The organism is Yersinia sp. J1 (genome assembly GCF_050586585.1).
Taxonomy (GTDB): Bacteria; Pseudomonadota; Gammaproteobacteria; order Enterobacterales; family Enterobacteriaceae; genus Yersinia; species Yersinia entomophaga.
The window spans coordinates 24,431-45,138 of sequence record NZ_JBOBDP010000019.1; the positions used below are offsets into that span (position 1 = coordinate 24,431).

Below are 20,708 nucleotides of genomic sequence, written 5' to 3' on the forward strand. Positions count from 1 at the left end.
GGAAGTCGCCCTCCGCTTTTTTATTGATTATTCCAATAGGGATCAGTGTGTCGCGCCGCCGGATATGTGCAAATCATGTTCAATTTGCAACGCCACAGAAATAGCAACTTCCAGCGCGATCAGGACGGACTGAGCCGACATACTTGGCGAACCGGGGTGGTTTACCGCCTGCTCCGGCAAATAAGGGATATGAATAAATCCCCCTTTCACCTCGTTGTCCTGTTGATGTAAACGATGCAGTAGACCGTACATCACATGGTTACACACGTAGGTTCCAGCCGTTTGGGAAACCGACGCCGGTATTCCCGCCTCGCGGATTCCCTGCACCATGGCTTTGATGGGCAAACGGGTAAAGTACGCCACCGGGCCATCAGGCACAATCGGCTGGTCTACCGGCTGTTGTCCCAGATTATCCGCAATACGCGCATCATCCACATTGATCGCGACGCGTTCAATGGTGATATCTGCACGACCACCGGCCTGTCCAATAGCCAGAACCAATACCGGCTGAGTGGCATCAATGGCCGCATTCAGCGATGTTAAGGCTTCGCCAAAAGCGCAGGGCAGCTGATGAGCCACCACCCGAACGCCGGAAAGCTGCAAATCATTCAATTGCTTGACCACTTCCCACGACGGATTGACCCGCTCGCCGCCAAAAGGCTCAAAACCGGTAATTAATACGTTTTTCATCACTTCTCCTACAGGAACATCAGGAAATACAGTAAGAATACGTTAACAATCAATAAAGTTACGCCGGTTGGAATCTGCGCCTTAATCACCGCATTCTTGTCAGGCAACTCCAGTAACGCTGCCGGAACGATATTAAAGTTAGCTGCCATTGGCGTCATTAGCGTGCCGCAATAGCCGGAAAACATCCCGATAGCCGCCATAACTGCCGGATTACCGCCGTGCTGTAATACCAGAATTGGGATCCCGATCCCAGCGGTGACAATGGGGAATGCCGCAAACGCATTCCCCATAATCATGGTGAGCACCGCCATGCCGATAGCATAGACGGCTACGGCGATAAAGCGATGATCGACAGCCAGATATTCTTGCGTCAAATGAGCAATCGCCGTTCCCACGCCTGCGGTGGTGAATAACAGGCCTAAAGTGGCTAATATCTGCGGCAGAATAAAGGCCCAACCGATGGAATCCAGTAAACGCCGCGCTTCCTGAACCGGCTGCGCGGCGGTTTCTTTCGTCATCACCACGGCAATAATCAGGCCGAGCACACAGCCTAGAGTCATAGAGAACAGCGTCACCAAAGTGGCATGGTTACCGCTACCAAACACCCACAAATCTAACGCTGGAATGTTGTTGAATAACAGTACGCCAATAACCGTCACGACTGGAATTGCCAGCGCTGGAATAAACAGGCGGTTCCCCAGTTTCTTAGCGCTCACTTCGCGTTCCACCGGCGTGCGCTGATGATAGCTACCCAATCGAACGCCACCAAAACCGGCGATCAGCGCCATAATGACCACCACCACGCCCACGGTGATATTCAGAATGCGTTTTTCATCCGGACCGTCGCCGCCCAGCGAATTGGCCAAACGGTACGTCCAGTCTCCTACCAGAAAAATCAGTCCGTACAATCCCCAAAACAAACCGGTGGTAATTCGACGCGGGTTAGCTTTATCGCGAAATGACATCAAGGCGACAATCAGCAGCACTACGCCCGCCAGCCAATAGAGATATTGTTGTTGGAAAATCATTTCGACGCCCCTTTCTCAGCTAATGCCGACTGATTCAGCGCCGTCAGTTCTGCCGCCAATTGTTTATCTAAACGCTGCAAGCGATATGCGTGAATGATAAATGCACAAATCGCAGTCGGAATACCCCACAGGGCAATATGCAGCGGTTCGGTTTGAATACCGCCAGATTCCAACATAAAGTTATGCATAAAGATAATCGCACCGAAAGCGACGAATATATCTTCCCCAAAAAATAATCCCACGTTATCCGTGGCCGCCGACATAGCGCGCAAACGGTAGCGAACTTTCTCCGGTAACTCGCCATAACGTGTTTCCGCCGCACCTTCGGCCATCGGAGCCAATAATGGACGGACCATTTGCGGATGTCCGCCCAGACTGGTTAACCCCAGCGCTGCTGTGGCTTCACGCACAAACAGGTACACGATCAGCAGCCGACCGGAGGTGGCGCTTTTTATTTTTGAAATCCACGCCTGCGCCCGTTCTTTCAGGCCGTGGCGCTCCAATAAACCTATTACCGCCAGCGGCAGTAATAAAATCAGCGGCAGGTTTCGTGTATTCAAAAAACCTTCACCCAGTTTCTCTAATATGGTGGCAATAGGCATCAAAGCCGCTACGCCGGTAATAATGCCAGCGGTAATCACCACCAATACGGCATTAATACGCATTAAAAATCCGATGATAATTGCCGCAATACCAATAAGCGGCCAGAGATTTACGGTCTGTTCCAAATGTATTCTCCTATCCTGGGTTCTGATCAAGTGTTCACTATTATTCCGCCCGGGCTAGGCGGTTATGATTATTGACGCCCTATCAGCTCGCACTGATGCTGATATTTTTCTGTATAAAACTGTCATAGAGGCGACGAGCAAAAGCCAATGCGTGCGCGCCATCACCGTGAACACAAACGGTATCTGCCTGTACCGGCACCCAAATGCCGTCACGGGACTGAACCCGCCGCTGCTGTACCATTTCCAGCGTTTGAGATAATGCCAGTTCATCGCTTTCAATCAACGCATCCGGCTCGTTGCGCGGAACCAGCGAACCATCGGCCTGATAACGACGATCGGCAAAAACTTCCTGTCGGGTAGATAAACCCGCGCGCTGCCCAGCAAGAATTAATTCGCTACCCGCCAATCCAACCAAACGCAAATTGGAATCGACGGCTTTCACCGCCTGAGCAATGGCGTCTGCCAACTGCGGATCTTTCGCCGCCTGGTTATACAGCATGCCGTGGGGCTTTACGTGCTGCATACGCCCGCCCTCCGCCTTCACGATAGCCGCCAACGCGCCGAGCTGATAAATCACCTGCGCATAGACGGTTTCTGGCGGCAGTTGCATCGCGGTGCGGCCAAAGTTCTCCCGATCGGGAAAGCTGGGATGAGCGCCAATAGCCACGCGAAACTCCAACGCCCAACGAACCGACTGGCGCATAATTTCAGCGTCTCCCGCATGGAAACCGCAGGCGATATTAGCGGAACTGACTAACTGCAATAATTCACGATCGTTGGCGCAGCCTTCACCCAAATCTGCGTTTAAATCTACTTTCATTTGGCCTCCACCGGGTGTAAACCCGCGGCTAAACCCCGTTCAATCTGTTGCAAATACAGCTGTTGTTCGGCTTTGGCTTTCAAAGCGTCCTCCAGCGTACATTTGACAAAATGCACCGGTTCTCCCAAACGAATTTGCGCCAAATGGAAGAGATCGGCTTCGATCACGCAGGCAATTCGCGGATAACCGCCCGTAGTTTGCGCATCTGCCATTAATACAATTGGCTGGCCGTTATGCGGCACCTGCACCACTCCGGGCAGTAAACCGTGGGATAACATTTCCCGCGCGGTATTGCGGGATAACTCGCCGCCGGTCAGACGGTAGCCCATCCGATTACTTTGCGGGCTCAGCTGCCACGCACTGCGCCAAAACGCCTCTTGCGCACTGGACGAAAACTCGTGATATTCCGGCCCCGGCACCGCCCGCACTCGATTACCAAACAGTAATTGTTTAATGCCAACGGATTCCTTAGGTAAACGGCTCGCTTTGCCCAACGGCAATTCGTCGCCCTCTTTAATCAACCGCCCTTGATGACCGCCAAATCCGGCTTTCAGATCAGTGCTGCGCGAGCCAAGCATTTCAGGCACGTCAATACCGCCGGAGATCGCCAGATAACTGCGCATTCCCCGCAATGGGACATTAAGTTGAATACGCTGGCCCGCTTTCACCGGATAACGCCAGCCAGTCCACAGTAATTGGTCGTCGAGCCTGGCATCACAGCCCGCGCCAGTTAGTGCGATCCAGCCTGTCTGAGTAAATTCGGCACAAAACTGCCCCAGCGTAATTTCCAATCCTGCGGCAGCGGGGGCATTCCCCACCAACATATTAGCCATTTTCAGCGCGGGTAAATCCAGTGCCCCGCCCTGACTGATGCCCAAACGGCGAAAACCGGGACGGCCTTCATCCTGAATAGTGGTGTAAATACCGGCGCGAATAATTTTTAACATACGCCCTCCTTGAGTGGTACAAAGCGCACATTATCACCGGGGCGAAGCAAGGTAGGCGGCATTTCCAACGGGTTAAACAATGCCAGAGAAGTACGCCCTATCAATTGCCAACCACCGGGGGTAGCTAACGGATAAATACCCGTTTGGCTGCCGCCGATCCCAACGGAACCCGGTGCAACAGACAGACGAGGCTCCCCGCGACGCGGCGTTGCCAGTTGTTCCGGCAGACCGCCTAAATAGGAGAAACCCGGCTGAAAACCGAGGAAATAGACGATATAACTCGCAGAAGAATGACATTCCACCACCTGACGCGGTGACAAACCGGTGTGACGAGCCACGTCTTCCAGATCCGGCCCGAACTCTCCGCCGTAGATCACCGGAATATCAATGTTTCGGGATTCGAGTACCAAGGACTCACTTTCTTCCCACCAGCGCTGTAAACGCTCAATGGCATCCAACGCCGTTTGCTGCGGGTTCTCCAGCAACAGCGTCAGGTTATTCATGCCCGGAATGGCTTCGCGAACATCAGGATGATGAATCAGGCGATCCGCCAGACCCCAAATACGTTGTTGGCTTGCCAGAGTCACCGGCGGCTCCAATTCCAGAACCACCGCGCTTTCTCCCAATAGGTAACATCGTGCTCGTTGCAATCCTTATCTCCCTGCTCTTTATAAGACTTTGACTGTTTCTATAACTTAATAATTATTAGCCATAAGCACATAGTTATGCTTTAGCGCATTGCAACTGTCAATAGGGGCTTAACAACGGGAGATAGGCGATTAACTGCCACATAAGCGGATAACACCATTATTAATCGCTATGAAAGCAATATTTAACGTGTTTTAAACCACTATGTTGGCAATTAACTAATTTATTTCTTATTAAAAATCAGCATTGAATACCTAAAAGTTATGATAAATATAACCTTTATCGCTTAATATTCGTCAGATAGGGTTTTATTAGGATGAGTAAACTAATAACCCTCAGTTTTTACGAGGAATAGTGCTTTTCTGGTCAGGATTAGAGCAGAGAATTCACGCCACCAATTGATTGAGCGGCGTGATTGAGAGAGCATTAAGCAGGGTTAGGAATATCAATGAAAGTCACGTCAAACCCGTGTTGGTTCGCCAGCCACTCCCCCAGCGCCTTAATGCCGCCGCGTTCGGTCGCGTGGTGACCCGCCGCATAAAAATTCACCCCCATCTCACGAGCAATATGAATCGTCTGCTCGGAAACCTCACCGGTAACAAAGGCATCAACCCCGAAATCAGCCGCCTGCTGAATATAACCTTGCCCACCGCCCGTGCACCAGGCAATGCGACGAATATCCGTAGGCGCGTGATCGCCACAGTGCAGAACCGGGCGGCCTAGCTGTTTTTCCAGACGCTCTTTCAGTATCTGGTTATTGATCGGTTTTTCAAACTCGCCATAAGGCAACAACGACTCGATTTCACCGATAACATGAATATCAAGTAGCCTGGCTAGCTGCGCGTTATTGCCCAACGTTGGATGCGCATCCAGCGGCAGATGGTATCCATAGAGATTGATATCTTCAGTAAGTAAGGTTTTCAGGCGATTACGTTTCATACCGCGAACTACCACCGGTTCATTCTTCCAAAAATAACCGTGGTGAACCAGAATCGCGTCGGCCCGATGCTCCACTGCCGCATCCAGCAACGCCTGACTGGCCGTCACGCCGGTAACAATTCGTTGCACCTCAGGGCGACCTTCGACCTGTAGGCCATTCGGCGCATAATCCTGAAAAGCAGCGGTATTCAATTCGGTATTTATCAGGGTTTCCAGTTCGGTGTTACGCATGATCTTCATCTCGTTTTAGCGATTTTGGGGCTAACATACCCGCCGATTTTAGCGAAAGCAAACCCGCGACACTCAGAATTGCTGACTGTCGCCCTGCTCCATCAGAATAAATTTAACGCCCAGATCGTTAGCCTGCTGCAGTTCATCCACAATGACTTTCCGGGGATCTGGCCCCTGCTGTAACGACGGCTTGATATGGCTAATCACCACCGGTAAATCTTTCAGCGGTTGCTCGCCTTCACCGCTGTATTTCGCCAGATTTTTCAGCTCTGCCAGCAACCATTTGGGTGTCATATGACCATAAAGTTTGCCGTCAGCCACGCTGTTTGGGTAAGACACCTCGATAATCATGCCTTTTAGCTGCTTCTGTTTGACCTTTTCACCCAAAATGCGCCAAATCTGATCCAGATTTTTTGATTTTTCCACCGCGTCAGGCCCGGTATCACCAAAATAGGCGAAGAACTCATCGCCCTGACCGATCAATAACATCGAAGAAGGTGACTGGTCATGGCTCAGAGGATAGATTTCACCGATCAATCGGGTTAAACCTATAGTGAAACGTTGAGCGGGACGCGGAGCCTGCAGGCGATAAGTGCCCAAGCGCGTGCCACTGCCAGAATCGGTAAAGTTCGGCCACACGCGCCAGTTAAAATAGTGGTTTCTCAAGGTTTCCACCGTAGCGGCGGTGCCATAGATGGTTTTCTTACTGTCTTCGGGAGAGCCAATAATCAGCCCTGCAACGTGATCCAGATGAGCGTGACTAATAAAGTAGCTGTTAATGCGTTGACGGAAAATATAGCCCTGACGGGTGAAAGGCGCCGCGTTTTGCTCGGTTACATCGGCAAAGTTCCCTTTGTCCAAGCCTTTGGCTATACCGGGAAGCACAGATCCTGCGTCCAGACCAAGATACAGAGGGTTAGTATCGCTGCGAATTAAATACGAGGTTAAATTGCCATCGCTGACGCCACCATCCACGCCAAGGGCAACCACCTCAAATCCACCCCAGCTCAATGAAGAATAGAGGCTGAAGATCAGGACTAACCCTTTTTTAAACATACTGGCTCCTTGTTGTTATGTTGTGCGGGAATGTTCCCGTCTGGCGGCCTCAAATGCGGCCAACGTGTCCAATCTGGCTTGTTTGTGATCGACGATCGGCTGCGGGTAATCAAGCGGCTGTTGCCACTGCGCCCAACGCCAAGGCTGGTGAATATCACTTTCCGGCACCGCCGCTAACTCCGGTAGCCAACGGCGGATAAAAGTGCCTTGTTTATCAAACCGTTCCCCTTGAGTCGTGGGGTTGAAAATACGAAAATACGGGGCAGAATCTGTCCCCGTTGACGCGGCCCATTGCCAGCCCCCGTTATTGGCAGCCAGATCGCCATCCAACAACTGAGACATAAAATACCGCTCGCCTAAACGCCAATCCAGCAGCAGGTCTTTGACCAAAAAGCTGGCGGTAATCATACGCAAGCGATTATGCATCCACCCGGTAGCATTTAGCTGTCGCATCGCCGCATCCACAATCGGATAGCCGGTCAGGCCTTGTTGCCACGCTTGCAACTTATCGTCAGCAGGGTTCCATCGTACCTCATCCGTCCAGTCAATAAACGGACGATTTCGGCATAATCGCGGATAAGCCACCAATAGATGGCGATAAAATTCTCGCCAGATCAATTCATTAAGCCAATTGAATGCGCCACCGTCCGGCATGTCCAGCACGTTGGGGCATTCTGCTCGCAGTCGATTGAAACATTGGCGCGGAGACAGCACGCCAAGAGCCAGATAAGGCGATAATTGGCTGGTTCCGTCAACTGCCGGCAAATCTCGCTGTTTCTGATAATCCTGCACAGTTTCGCGACAAAATTGGCGAAGGCGGCGTAAAGCGGCCTCTTCTCCCGCGGGAAAGAGCTCAGCGTCCACTTCTGCTGCAGGATAATTAAAAGGTGCGAGCGCAGATGAGTCATCCATTGGCGACTGCCGCGGTTGTGGGGCTGGCACGCAGTTGCAGTCAGTCATCAACAAGCGCTGGATAAAAGCACGGCGAAATGGGGTGTAAACCTTATACATTTCGCCGTTGCCGGTCAGAACGCTTCCCGGCGGCAATAACAGGCTGTCATGGAAACCCTGACAGATGACTTGCCCACGAAGCTTTTCTTCCAGCTGCGTATCCCGCAGTCGTTCGTTCAGTTCATATTGATGATTATAAAGCAGTTTATCAATGCGTTGTTCAATACAAAGATTGGCTAACCAGTCTACTGAAGCGTCGAAATCATGGCATTGATGGTAATGCAATGGGATACCACGCAGCGCGAGTTGCTGTCGAAGTAATTGTAGGTTTTGATGAATAAATGCGGCCTGCCGCGGCGCCATATCGTGAGATGCCCACTGCCCCGGCGTAGCGATAAATACGGCCTGCACCTGCGCCTGCGGGTCTTCACAGGCCGCGTGCAGGGCCAAATTATCGGTAACGCGCAAATCGTGGCGAAACCAGACCAAATGGGTAGTCATGGCATTCCTTTTTATAAAATTATCTAAAAATCAAATAGACAGACACAGCAGCCGATCACCAACTGCTTAATGTCCGTAGCGCAACCTCAACGCCTCCGGATACGGTTCAAAATACCGCTGTTGCGCCAGATAGGCATCCGGGTACTCAGCCATATAATGTTTTAACAGAGTTATTGGCGCTAATAAGGGTTGCATACCCTGTCGGTAGCGGTCGATTAACTGGGCCAACTCTTGCCGTTGAGCAGCATTTAAATGTCGACGGAAGTAACCTTGTACATGCATTAAGACATTAGTGTGATTACGGCGGGTCGCTTTATGTGCCAGCAAATGCATCAAACGGTTACGATATTCAATAGCAAAATCTTCCAGTGATTCCCATTGATCCATTGCGGCGACAAAAGGACCGATCTGGCGATATTCAGGCTGAGAATGCGCGAGCAGTGAAAGTTTATAACGACTATGAAATGCCATTAGGCTGCCGCGCGTTAACCCTTTCTTCCATAGCGAATTAAACTCAGCCAGCGCGTAGATACGCTCGACAAAATTCTCTCGCAGTTGCGGATCGTGCAGGCGACCATCTTCCTCAACCGGTAGCCAGGGCAACTGTTTTAGCAATTCCTGAGCGAAAATTCCGGTACCCTCCTTCTTGGAAAAATCGCCTTTCTCGCTGTATACCCTCACCCGCTCCATTCCGCAGCTGGGAGATTTTGCGCACAAAATATAGCCGCACAAATGGCTGAGATGAGATACCTTTTCCTCGGCAAAAAGACGCATGGCGGCGGTAACATCCTGATTGGCGTCATTGCTGGTACGGATCAGGACGTCATCCTGCTGGCGAACCAAGCGTAGAGCGGGACGCGGAGAAGGCAAACCAATGGCCATTTCTGGGCAAATGGGTTCAAATTCGACGTAGGGAGCCAGTTCTTCTGTAGCGAAGTCCAGCCGTTTATGCCCACCGTCAAAACGTACCTTGCTGCCGAGCAGGCAGGCGCTGATACCTACGGGGATTTTTTCGCTCATAGTTCACTCCCGACATTCAATAAATTCAAGAAACGTTTGGTTAAATCACGCTATCTGGCCCGATGATACACATTGGCATCAGAATTTTTAATCTTATGAATTTTAAGCATAACTGTTATTGCGTGAAATAACCCTAAGGCGAGGTAAATATCGGCTTGATGAGGGGAGAGTGTGTGAGTAAAGCCAGCGCCGCCGGGCACTCGTGAATCGTATTATTGGGAAGCCAAAAAACAAATGCCAGTCAGCGTGCACTGACTGGCATTCGATTTCACACCGGGATTCTAATTAACTCAGTAGAAATCCCGAGCGGCTAATTCAGACTGCGCTAACCATACTGGTTTATCGCTGGTTTTCGCCCAAACGCGGTGCAAATAGCTGTAAAAACGAGCACGGTCACGGCGGAATAACATCACTGGCAAAGCCAAAACACCCATCAGGATTACTGCGCAGCGGCGCAGGAGAACCTGATGCAATGGATATACATTGTACATAGACATAGCGATCCTCCTTTAAAAGCGCCGTTCTGTTAGGCAGACCACTATCAACTCTGGGTCAGTTTTACAGCTTGGCGCTAGAAATAAACAAGTGAATTTGGAAACTGAACAAAATTTTACCGCATTGAATGAAAGTTTACCACTCATCCGACCACTAAAAGGCACGAAAAACACAAATTATCGTCATCTTCCGTAATTTTGTTACATTAAGGTTAATTTAAAACTAACCTTTAGTTATCTTGTGGCTATTTTAGTTGCGAGATTGATAACGTTATGAGCATGAAATTAGCATTCCTGTTTTCTTCGAACTCAAAGTATCTCTACCACAAACTCACCGCCTAAATTAACGTCACTTTATGAACCTTTTTTGACCATTTTTACGTTTTTTTTACACACAATGCGGATTTTTTATCAGTAACTATATTTATGACTCCGTAACCTGCTGTTATCAAAAAACATCACCTGTGGAGGTGTCCCGTGAGTTTCAGCATCGTTGTTGGTGCGTTGCTGGTCCTGTTGCTTCTGGGCTATTTGGTATACGCCTTATTTAATGCGGAGGACTTTTAAATGGCTGCGTCAGCTTTCCTGCTTATCGCCAGTTTCTTATTGGTGCTACTGGTTCTTTCACGCCCGCTGGGTGGTTTTTTGGCGCGGCTAATCGAAGGCGAACCATTCCCGCGATTACAGCGTATGGAAGCCGCTATCTGGCGCTGTAGCGGCGTAAAAAATGAAGAAATGAATGCCTGGCAATACGCGCTGGCTATTTTATTCTTTAATCTGATTGGTGGAATATTTTTATTCACATTATTAATGTCTCAGGGCGCTCTGCCTCTAAATCCTCAACATTTACCGGGGATGTCCTGGCAGTTAGCGTTAAATACCACCGTCAGTTTTGTCACGAATACCAACTGGCAGGCCTACAGCGGAGAGAATACGCTCAGTTATCTCAGCCAAATGGCCGGTTTGACGGTGCAAAACTTCCTGTCTGCCGCAACGGGTATCACCGTGGCTTTTGCGTTGATTCGCGCCTTCGCCCGCCATTCTTCCAACACACTAGGTAATGCCTGGGTTGATATTCTGCGCATTACTCTATACGTGCTATTGCCCCTTTCTCTGATTATCGCGCTGATTTTTGTCAGCCAAGGCGTTTTACAGAATTTTGATGCTTACCAACACGTTACAACGCTAGAGGGAGCAAAACAGATCCTACCGATGGGGCCAGTGGCTTCACAGGAAGCGATTAAAATGCTCGGCACCAACGGCGGCGGTTTCTTTGGCGCCAACTCCGCTCATCCGTTTGAAAACCCAACCGCTTTCAGCAATTTTGTGCAAATGCTGGCAATTTTCCTTATTCCCTGTGCCCTGTGTTTTGCTTTTGGTCAGGTAGTGGGAGATAACCGCCAGGGTCATGCGCTGATTTGGGCTATGTCACTGATTTTCATCACTGCTGTCGCTGTAGTGATGTACGCCGAACTGACAGGCAACCCGCACCTTACCCTGCTCGGCGCTGACAGCAATATCAATATGGAAGGTAAAGAAAGCCGCTTCGGGATTCTGTCGTCCAGTATGTACGCCGTAGTAACCACAGCCGCGTCGTGTGGGGCGGTTAACGCTATGCATGACTCCTTTACCGCGCTGGGCGGCATGGTGCCGATGTGGCTGATGCAAATTGGCGAAGTGGTGTTCGGCGGCGTTGGCTCTGGCTTATACGGGATGCTGCTGTTTGTGCTGCTGACGGTGTTTATCGCCGGGCTGATGATTGGCCGCACGCCGGAATATCTGGGTAAAAAAATCGATGTGTTCGATATGAAAATGACCGCACTGGCCATTCTGGTCACGCCGACCGTGGTACTGCTAGGCACCGCGCTGGCACTGAGCACCGACGCCGGGCGAGCAGGAATTCTTAATCCGGGCGCTCATGGTTTCAGTGAAGTGCTGTACGCCCTGTCATCGGCGGCTAACAACAATGGCAGCGCCTTCGCTGGCCTGAGCGTCAATACCCCGTTCTATAACCTGTTATTGGCGCTGGCGATGTTCATCGGCCGCTTTGGCGTCATTTTACCGGTTCTGGCTATCGCGGGATCGCTGGCGGCGAAAAAACGTCAACCGGCGGGGAACGGCACGTTACCAACTTCAGGTCCGCTGTTTGTTGGTCTGTTGGTCGGTACCGTGATGTTGGTTGGCGCTCTGACCTTTATTCCTGCACTGGCATTAGGGCCGGTCGCTGAACATCTGAAAGTTTGGTTAACACGCTGATTATTAATAAATAATGTTAACAACGATTCGGTTGTAGAGAGAGAACACATATGACTCGCAAACAACGCGCACTCTTTGAGCCCGCACTGGTTCGCACCGCACTGATTGATGCAGTGAAAAAATTGGACCCGCGTACCCAATGGCGTAACCCGGTAATGTTCGTGGTGTACCTAGGCAGTTGGTTGACAACCGCTATCTGGCTGGCGATTCTCAGCGGGCAAGCCGACGGCAACGCCATGTTTACCGGTAACGTAGCCCTTTGGCTTTGGTTTACCGTGCTGTTTGCCAACTTTGCCGAAGCGCTGGCAGAAGGCCGCAGTAAGGCTCAGGCCGAAAGCCTGAGAGGGGTAAAAAAAACCAGTTGGGCTAAAAAACTTAGCGCTCCTCACGCGGATGCGCCGCAGGAGAAAGTATCCGCCGATAGCCTGCGAAAAGGCGATTTGGTGCTAGTACAAGCCGGAGATACCGTCCCCTGCGATGGCGAAGTGCTGGAAGGTGGCGCATCGGTGGATGAAAGCGCCATTACCGGCGAATCTGCTCCGGTTATTCGCGAATCCGGCGGCGATTTCTCCTCCGTTACCGGCGGGACTCGCGTGCTGTCCGATTGGTTGGTAGTCGAGTGCAGCGTCAATCCCGGCGAGACTTTCCTCGATCGCATGATAGCGATGGTGGAAGGAGCAAAACGGCGTAAAACACCAAATGAAGTGGCTTTGACCATTTTACTGGTGGCCTTAACCATCGTGTTTTTGCTGGCAACGGCTACGCTGTTTCCCTTCTCATTATTTAGTGTGGAAGCTAATCAGGCTGGCAGTCCGGTAACCATTACCGTTCTGGTAGCGTTGCTGGTGTGTTTGATTCCAACCACCATCGGCGGCCTGTTATCAGCCATTGGGGTAGCCGGCATGAGCCGGATGCTGGGTGCCAACGTGATAGCCACCAGCGGGCGCGCGGTGGAAGCCGCTGGCGATGTCGATGTGCTGTTGCTGGATAAAACCGGCACCATCACATTGGGCAACCGTCAGGCTTCGGAATTCCTGCCTGCACCCGGCGTTACCGAACAGCAATTGGCAGACGCCGCCCAGCTATCTTCTTTAGCCGATGAAACGCCAGAAGGCCGCAGTATCGTCGTGCTGGCGAAACAGCGCTTTAATTTGCGGGAGCGTGATATTCATGCCTTGAATGCAACCTTTGTCCCCTTCTCTGCCCAAACCCGCATGAGCGGCGTAAACGTGCAGGATAGAATGATTCGCAAAGGCGCGGTAGATGCCATTCGTCGCCACGTGGAGTCGAATAATGGCCATTTCCCACGCGCCGTGGACGATTTGGTTGAAAGCGTAGCGAAAACCGGCGGCACGCCGTTGGTCGTCGCAGAGGGCGCTCGGGTTTTGGGTGTCGTCGCGTTGAAAGATATCGTCAAAGGCGGGATTAAAGAGCGTTTTGCCGAATTACGCAAAATGGGCATCAAAACCGTGATGATTACCGGCGATAACCGTCTGACCGCCGCAGCCATTGCCGCCGAAGCCGGGGTAGATGATTTTCTGGCCGAAGCCACGCCGGAAGCCAAGCTGGCGCTGATTCGTCAATATCAGGGAGAAGGTCGTCTGGTCGCGATGACCGGCGACGGTACCAATGACGCGCCGGCGCTGGCACAGGCCGATGTCGCGGTGGCGATGAACTCAGGGACGCAGGCAGCGAAAGAAGCGGGCAATATGGTGGATTTAGACTCCAATCCGACCAAACTGATTGAGGTTGTACACATCGGTAAACAAATGCTGATGACTCGCGGTTCCCTGACGACCTTTAGTATTGCCAACGATGTAGCGAAATATTTTGCCATTATTCCGGCCGCTTTCGCTGCCACTTACCCGCAGTTGAATGCGTTAAACGTGATGCAATTGCACTCCCCGTCTTCCGCCATTCTATCGGCGGTAATTTTCAACGCCTTAGTGATTGTGTTTCTGATTCCACTGGCGTTAAAAGGCGTCAGTTATAAAGCGATGAGCGCTGCGGCTTTGTTGCGTCGAAATTTATGGATCTACGGCTTAGGCGGTTTATTAGTGCCTTTTGTCGGGATCAAACTGATCGATTTGGTGTTAACCGCGCTGAATATGGGTTGAACGAGCGCTTAATGGCTGCCGGACACTGCGTCCGGCCTGCGTGAATAACGAGGTTTTTATGATGTCTTATCTGCGTCCGTCACTGATTTTAGTGATTTTATTAACCCTGATCACCGGTATCGCCTATCCATTACTGACTACCGGTTTGGCTCAGGTTATTTTTAGCGATAAAGCCCATGGTTCTCTGGCAACGCTGGGCGGCGAAGCGGTCGGTTCGACACTGATTGGTCAGCAGTTTACTCAACCGGGATATTTTAGTGGTCGCCCATCGGCCACATCGGATATACCTTATAATGCTCTGTCATCCGGCGGCAGTAATTTAGCTATTAGCAACCCAGCACTGGATGCCGAGATTAACGAACGGATTAAAGCACTGCGTTTGGCTAACCCAGATCAAACCGGCCCGGTTCCGGTGGATTTGGTTACCGCCTCCGGTAGCGGTCTCGATCCGCAAATATCGCTGGAAGCCGCCTATTATCAGGCTAATCGCGTGGCTAAAGCCCGCCAGTTAACATTATCCGAAGTGCAGGATCTCATCGCAAAAAATGAGCAGAAATCGGTTCCGAACTTCCTCGGAGAAAGCGTGGTGAACGTGCTGATACTGAATATGGCACTGGATAACGTTAAACCGCTAAAACAATAAGGAAAAATCACCGTGGATGCCGAACCAATCCGTCCAGATCCCGATAGTCTGCTGGCAGTGGCGAACGAAAAACCACGCGGCAAGCTCAAGGTCTTCTTTGGTGCCTGCGCCGGAGTAGGGAAAACCTACGCCATGCTGCAAGAGGCGCAGCGCCTGCGTGCTCAAGGGCTGGATGTGCTGGTTGGCGTGGTAGAAACCCATGGTCGCAGTGAAACCGCCGCGCTGCTGGAAGGGTTAGATCAGCTACCGCTCAAGCGTATTGCTCATCGCAATCGCCAGGTACGCGAATTTGATCTGGATGCGGCGCTGGCGCGTCATCCGGCGCTGATTCTGATGGATGAACTGGCGCACAGTAACGCCAACGGTTCGCGCCATCCCAAACGCTGGCAGGATGTGGAAGAATTGCTGGATTCAGGCATTGATGTGCTGACTACCGTCAATGTACAGCATCTGGAAAGCCTGAATGACGTCGTAGGCGGCGTGACCGGTATTCGCGTGCGGGAAACGATTCCCGATCATATGTTCGATGAAGCCACGGAAGTCGTACTGGTGGATCTGCCGCCGGATGACCTACGCCGCCGCCTGAACGAAGGCAAAGTGTATATTTCCGGTCAGGCCGAACGTGCCATCGAACATTTTTTCCGCAAAGGTAATCTGATCGCTCTGCGCGAGCTGGCGCTACGTCGTACCGCCGATCGGGTGGACGACCAAATGCGCGCCTTTCGGGATACCCAAGGCCGCGAGCGCGTTTGGCACACCCGCGATGCGATTTTGCTGTGTATCGGCCACAATGTCGGTAATGAGAAGCTGGTGCGCACCGCAGCGCGTTTGGCGGCTCGTCTCGGCTGTATCTGGCACGCGGTCTACGTAGAGACGCCACGTCTCCACGCATTGCCGGAAGCGAAACGCCGAGCCATCCTACGCGCCTTGAAGCTGGCGCAAGAATTAGGCGCGGAAACCGCTACCCTTTCCGATCCTTGTGAAGAACGGGCGATTCTACGTTACGCTCGCGATCACAATCTGGGGAAAATCATTATTGGTCGCCGCAGCGAGCAACGCTGGAAACTGCGCGGCAGTTTTGGCGATCGACTGGGCAAGCTGGGGCCGGATCTGGATTTGGTGATTGTCGCATTGGAAAATGACCATCAACCTGCGGCGGCCAAAGAAAATGATACACGCAGTTTTAGCGAAAAATGGCGCATGCAGCTACAAGGCTGCGCGGCCGCGATCGGGCTGTGTGCACTGATCACTATTTTATCTCAGTGGCTGATCCCCGGATTTGATCAGGCGAATCTGGTGATGGTTTATCTGCTCGGCGTGGTGATCATTGCGCTGTTTTACGGGCGCTGGCCGTCTGTGCTGGCTGCCGTACTAAACGTCGCCAGTTTCGATCTGTTCTTTGTCCAACCCCACTGGTCGCTGGCGGTGACTGATGTGCAATATCTGGTCACTTTTGGCGTGATGTTGATTGTTGGCATCGTCGTGGGGAATCTAACCGCCGGCGTACGCTATCAGGCGCGCATCGCCCGTTATCGCGAGCAACGAGCCAGACATTTGTATGAGATGTCCCGCGGCCTGAGCCGCGCATTAAGCTGCGTTGACATTGCCAAAACCAGCCGCCACTTTCTTTCCAGCAGTTTTCAGGCCAAAACTGGCCTGTTGCTGCCGCAGGAAGACGGGCGATTACACCAAATTGGCACCGAAGACGGCAATATTTTTTCGGTGGATGAAGCCATTGCCCGCTGGAGTTTCGATCACGGTGCTCCCGCAGGCGCAGGTACCGATACCCTGCCCGGCGTACCTTATCAACTGTTGCCACTGACCACCTCAAAACAAACCTTCGGCGTGCTGGCGATTGAACCGGCCAACCTACGGCAATTGATGGTGCCAGAGCAGCAGCGTTTGCTACAAACCTTTACCAGCCTGATAGCCAACGCGCTGGAGCGTCTGCATCTGGCCCGTACCGCCGAAGTCGCCAAACTGGACGCAGAGCGCGAACAACTGCGAAATTCCCTGCTGGCGGCGCTTTCCCACGATTTACGCACTCCGTTAACCGTATTATTCGGGCAGGCCGAAATCCTGACCTTGGACTTAGCGGCTGAAGGTTCCCGCCACGCGCTGCAGGCCAGCCAGATTCGTCAACAGGTGCTTAGCACCACTCGATTGGTTAATAATTTGCTGGATATGGCGCGGATTCAATCCGGCGGTTTTAACCTGCGGAAAGAATGGCAATCGTTGGAAGAAATCGTCGGCAGCGCGCTGCACATGCTGGAAACAACGCTCAGTTCTCATCTTATCGAGCTGGATTTACCCAGTGAAATGGTACTGATTAATTGTGATGGCAGTCTGCTGGAGCGGGTCTTTATCAACCTATTGGAAAATGCTCATAAATATGCCGGACCGAGCGCAACCCTAGGCATTCGCGCCAAAGTTCAGGAAGAATGGCTGAATGTGGAAGTCTGGGATAACGGGCCTGGTATTACCGGTGGGCAAGAGCAGCTTATTTTTGATAAATTCTCCCGTGGCAATAAAGAGTCGGCCATTCCCGGCGTGGGCTTGGGGTTAGCCATTTGCCGTGCCATTATTGATGTTCACGGTGGGAGAATCTGGGCAGAGAAAGGCCAAAACGGCGGTGCTGTTTTCCATTTTGTCCTGCCATTGGAGGTTCCACCAGATATGGATAACGTTAATCCTGAGGACATGTGATTATCTCTCCAGCTACCGTTTTAATTGTTGAAGATGAAAAAGAGATCCGCCGCTTTGTCCGTACCGCGTTGGAGAACGAAGGCTGCCGGGTATTTGACAGCGACACCCTACAGCGAGGTTTGATCGAGGCTGGCACCCGCAAACCGGATTTAATCATCCTCGATCTCGGGTTACCGGACGGCGACGGTCTGGATTATATTCAGGATTTGCGCCAATGGAGCGCTATCCCAGTGATTGTGCTCTCCGCCCGGAATAGCGAAGAAGACAAAGTGGCCGCGCTGGATGCCGGCGCAGACGATTATCTGAGCAAACCTTTTGGTATCAGCGAATTACTGGCCAGAGTCCGAGTGGCACTACGTCGTCACGGATCTGGAGCGCAGGAAAGCCCCATCGTCAGTTTTGCCGATGTGAGCGTTGATCTGATCAACCGTCAGGTCAAACGCGGCGATGAAGACCTCCACCTAACGCCGTTGGAATTTCGCCTGCTAACCGCCCTGCTGGCCAACCCTGGAAAAGTCATCACCCAGCGCCAACTGCTGAATCAGGTGTGGGGACCAAACTACGTCGAGCACAATCACTATCTGCGAATTTATATGGGTCACCTACGGCAAAAGCTGGAGGCCGATCCCGCACGCCCTAAACATCTGATTACCGAAACTGGCGTCGGCTATCGTTTTATTGCTGATACATTACCGCGCTAAGATTTACCTTTAAGGGTAGGCAAGGAAAGTTTGCAGGCGTAGCATCGGAGTTTTCGTTGCAAATAGGTCTTATTCGCTATGAGTACCTGGTTAATCTACGCTTTACTCTCTGCCTTTACCGCTTCGCTGGTCGCCATATTTGGCAAAATCGGTCTTCAACATCTGGATGCCAATACCGCCACCGCCGTGAGGGCCGTGGTGATGGCGCTGTTTTTAGTCGGCGTAGTGGTGGTTCAGGGGAAATATCATCTGGTGGGTACCGTACTCACCGATAAAAAAGCCTTGCTGTTTATCGTACTAAGCGGCGTGGCCGGGGCGCTGTCCTGGTTGTTTTACTTTATGGCTATCAAAAACGGCACCGTTTCGCAGGTTGCGCCCATTGATAAACTCAGCGTAGTGTTTGCGGTGATTTTGGCTGTGATTTTATTTGGCGAGAAGATTTCGTTTATCGCCGGTATTGGCGTTGCCCTGATTAGCATAGGCGCGCTGCTGGTTGCCTTGGGCTAATCGCGAAAAAAAGGCAGTCCCTTGCGGAGCTGCCATGTTATTTCATGAGTTTGCGAGAAACTTAAAGGCTATTTCTTCGCGCCAGCCAATACTTCACTCACAATATCAACGGCTTCTTTCTCAATTTTTTCGCGATGCTCTGCGCCCAGGAAACTTTCACAATAGATTTTGTAAGCTTCTTCGGTGCCAGATGGACGAGCGGCAAACCAGCCGTTGTCGGTCATCACTTTCAGGCCACCGATAGACGCCCCATTGCCCGGCGCTGCGGTCAGACGTGCGGTGATTGGATCACCCGCCAGCGTGCTGGCCGTGACCATTTCCGGCGACAGTTTGGATAAAGCATTTTTTTCTGCCTGAGTCGCCGGTGCCTGAATGCGATTGTAACTTGGCGCGCCGAAACGTTTAGCCAGATCGTTATAATGGTGCTGCGGGTTCTCACCGGTCACGGCGGTAATTTCAGCAGCAAGCAGACACATGATAATACCGTCTTTGTCCGTAGACCACGGCGTGCCATCGAAACGCAGGAAAGAGGCACCGGCGCTTTCTTCGCCACCGAAACCAAAGCTACCGTTATGCAAACCTTCGACGAACCATTTAAAGCCCACCGGCACTTCCACCAGTTTGCGGCCTAAATCAGCCACTACGCGGTCAATCATCGCGCTGGAAACCAGCGTTTTACCTACCGCGACCTCTGCCCCCCAGCGCGGACGATGCTGGAACAGGTAGTTAATGGCCACCGCCAGATAATGGTTCGGATTCATCAAACCTGACGGAGTGACAATCCCGTGACGGTCGTAATCCGGGTCGTTGGCAAAGGCTAAATCGAACTTGTCGCGCAGCGCCAGCAAGCCTGCCATAGCGCACTCTGACGAACAATCCATGCGAATTACGCCATCGTGATCCAAATGCATAAAGCGGAAAGTCTGATCGATAGAATCATTAACCAGCGTTAAATCCAGCTTGTAGTGCTCGCCAATTCGCTGCCAGTAAGCAATACCTGAACCGCCTAGCGGATCGACGCCCAGTTTCAAACCGGCACGCTGAATAGCTGGCATATCAACCACGTCAACCAAACCTTCGACGTAAGGCTGAATCAAATCCTGCTGACGCAGACGATTGCCACGCCAGGCTTTATCCAACGATTGACGCTTCACTCCAGCCAGCTTTTCGGCCAGTAACTGGTTGGCACGCTTTTCAATCACCGAAGTCAGATTGGTATCCGCAGGCCCACCGTTAGGCGGATTGTATTTAATACCACCGTCTTCCGGCGGATTATGAGAAGGCGTAATGACAATGCCGTCTGCCAGCGTTTTATTCTGACGGTTATAGGTCAAAATGGCGTGGGAAATAGCCGGAGTCGGCGTAAAGCCATTGTCTGTCTGAACCACCACGTCAACGCCGTTGGCGGTTAGCACTTCCAACACCGAAATAATTGCCGGTTCTGACAGTGCGTGGGTATCTTTACCTACGTAGCACGGGCCGGTAATGCCGTGTTGATGGCGCACTTCGGCAATCGCCTGAGCAATAGCCAGAATATGGTCTTCGTTGAAACTGTGACGCAAAGAACTGCCACGGTGCCCAGAGGTACCAAATTTTACCCCGTGAGCCGGATTTTCAGCATCTGGGCGCAGCACATAATATTGCGACGTCAGTTGAGCAACGTTAATCAAATCGCTTTGGCGGGTAGGTTGCCCGGCACGAGGATGATAAGCCACTGTCACTACT

The 20,708-nt window shown here is 51.8% G+C and carries 19 protein-coding genes; 7 read left to right on the forward strand and 12 right to left on the reverse strand.

Annotated elements, in window-relative coordinates; genetic code table 11:
* Nucleotides 1-42: 42 nt before the first annotated feature.
* The 11 genes from pcp to ACQ4OC_RS17600 form a co-directional block, all read right to left on the reverse strand.
* The gene (pcp, locus tag ACQ4OC_RS17550) at nt 43-690 is read right to left on the reverse strand and encodes a pyroglutamyl-peptidase I (protein WP_064512509.1); all 648 of its coding nucleotides are present in this window, start codon (nt 688-690) and stop codon (nt 43-45) included.
* 8 nt (nt 691-698) lie between these two features.
* Nucleotides 699-1,718: a DUF979 domain-containing protein gene (locus ACQ4OC_RS17555; RefSeq protein ID WP_120806551.1), complete on the reverse strand. Its 1,020-nt coding sequence runs from the start codon at nt 1,716-1,718 to the stop codon at nt 699-701.
* The gene (locus tag ACQ4OC_RS17560; RefSeq protein WP_120806552.1) at nt 1,715-2,446 is read right to left on the reverse strand and encodes a DUF969 domain-containing protein; all 732 of its coding nucleotides are present in this window, start codon (nt 2,444-2,446) and stop codon (nt 1,715-1,717) included. The genes ACQ4OC_RS17555 and ACQ4OC_RS17560 overlap by 4 nt, the downstream gene beginning before the upstream one ends.
* 82 nt (nt 2,447-2,528) lie before the next feature.
* Complete coding sequence (gene pxpA, locus ACQ4OC_RS17565) at nt 2,529-3,266, reverse strand: 5-oxoprolinase subunit PxpA (protein ID WP_120806553.1); 738 nt, start codon at nt 3,264-3,266, stop codon at nt 2,529-2,531.
* A complete protein-coding gene (pxpC, locus tag ACQ4OC_RS17570; RefSeq protein ID WP_430971459.1) occupies nt 3,263-4,213 on the reverse strand; it encodes a 5-oxoprolinase subunit PxpC in 951 nt (316 codons plus the stop codon). The genes pxpA and pxpC overlap by 4 nt, the downstream gene beginning before the upstream one ends.
* Nucleotides 4,207-4,863, reverse strand: a complete 657-nt coding sequence (gene pxpB / locus ACQ4OC_RS17575) for a 5-oxoprolinase subunit PxpB (RefSeq protein WP_064512502.1) — start codon at nt 4,861-4,863, stop codon at nt 4,207-4,209. Before pxpB ends, pxpC begins: the two co-directional genes overlap by 7 nt.
* Before the next feature lie 424 nt (nt 4,864-5,287).
* On the reverse strand, nt 5,288-6,031 hold the full coding sequence (locus ACQ4OC_RS17580; protein ID WP_064512500.1) for a type 2 GTP cyclohydrolase I: 744 nt from the start codon (nt 6,029-6,031) through the stop codon (nt 5,288-5,290).
* A gap of 72 nt (nt 6,032-6,103) precedes the next feature.
* The gene (locus ACQ4OC_RS17585) at nt 6,104-7,087 is read right to left on the reverse strand and encodes an MBL fold metallo-hydrolase (protein WP_064512499.1); all 984 of its coding nucleotides are present in this window, start codon (nt 7,085-7,087) and stop codon (nt 6,104-6,106) included.
* 15 nt (nt 7,088-7,102) lie between these two features.
* Entirely contained in the window at nt 7,103-8,539 is a 1,437-nt protein-coding gene (gene phrB / locus ACQ4OC_RS17590) for a deoxyribodipyrimidine photo-lyase (protein WP_064512497.1), read from the reverse strand.
* A gap of 66 nt (nt 8,540-8,605) precedes the next feature.
* Nucleotides 8,606-9,559: a YbgA family protein gene (locus tag ACQ4OC_RS17595; protein WP_430971460.1), complete on the reverse strand. Its 954-nt coding sequence runs from the start codon at nt 9,557-9,559 to the stop codon at nt 8,606-8,608.
* A gap of 290 nt (nt 9,560-9,849) precedes the next feature.
* Entirely contained in the window at nt 9,850-10,056 is a 207-nt protein-coding gene (locus ACQ4OC_RS17600) for a YbfA family protein (RefSeq protein ID WP_049596747.1), read from the reverse strand.
* A gap of 474 nt (nt 10,057-10,530) precedes the next feature.
* Between ACQ4OC_RS17600 and ACQ4OC_RS17605 the strand changes: the two genes are divergently transcribed.
* The 7 genes from ACQ4OC_RS17605 (at nt 10,531) to ACQ4OC_RS17635 (ending at nt 18,983) form a co-directional block, all read left to right on the forward strand.
* On the forward strand, nt 10,531-10,620 hold the full coding sequence (locus ACQ4OC_RS17605) for a K(+)-transporting ATPase subunit F (protein WP_049596748.1): 90 nt from the start codon (nt 10,531-10,533) through the stop codon (nt 10,618-10,620).
* Nucleotides 10,621-12,309: a potassium-transporting ATPase subunit KdpA gene (gene kdpA, locus ACQ4OC_RS17610; protein WP_430971461.1), complete on the forward strand. Its 1,689-nt coding sequence runs from the start codon at nt 10,621-10,623 to the stop codon at nt 12,307-12,309.
* 50 nt (nt 12,310-12,359) lie between these two features.
* On the forward strand, nt 12,360-14,426 hold the full coding sequence (gene kdpB / locus ACQ4OC_RS17615; protein WP_064512490.1) for a potassium-transporting ATPase subunit KdpB: 2,067 nt from the start codon (nt 12,360-12,362) through the stop codon (nt 14,424-14,426).
* 61 nt (nt 14,427-14,487) lie between these two features.
* The gene (gene kdpC / locus ACQ4OC_RS17620; RefSeq protein WP_064518195.1) at nt 14,488-15,069 is read left to right on the forward strand and encodes a potassium-transporting ATPase subunit KdpC; all 582 of its coding nucleotides are present in this window, start codon (nt 14,488-14,490) and stop codon (nt 15,067-15,069) included.
* Nucleotides 15,070-15,081: 12 nt separating this feature from the next.
* On the forward strand, nt 15,082-17,775 hold the full coding sequence (gene kdpD, locus ACQ4OC_RS17625) for a two-component system sensor histidine kinase KdpD (RefSeq protein WP_430971462.1): 2,694 nt from the start codon (nt 15,082-15,084) through the stop codon (nt 17,773-17,775).
* Nucleotides 17,772-18,476 (forward strand): two-component system response regulator KdpE, encoded by a 705-nt coding sequence (gene kdpE, locus ACQ4OC_RS17630; protein WP_064512487.1) that lies wholly within the window; start codon nt 17,772-17,774, stop codon nt 18,474-18,476. The genes kdpD and kdpE overlap by 4 nt, the downstream gene beginning before the upstream one ends.
* A 78-nt stretch (nt 18,477-18,554) precedes the next feature.
* On the forward strand, nt 18,555-18,983 hold the full coding sequence (locus tag ACQ4OC_RS17635; RefSeq protein WP_064512485.1) for an EamA family transporter: 429 nt from the start codon (nt 18,555-18,557) through the stop codon (nt 18,981-18,983).
* Between the two features lie 68 nt (nt 18,984-19,051).
* Here the strand turns inward: ACQ4OC_RS17635 and pgm are convergent, their stop codons facing one another.
* Nucleotides 19,052-20,698 (reverse strand): phosphoglucomutase (alpha-D-glucose-1,6-bisphosphate-dependent), encoded by a 1,647-nt coding sequence (gene pgm / locus ACQ4OC_RS17640; RefSeq protein WP_064512483.1) that lies wholly within the window; start codon nt 20,696-20,698, stop codon nt 19,052-19,054.
* Nucleotides 20,699-20,708: the final 10 nt, after the last annotated feature.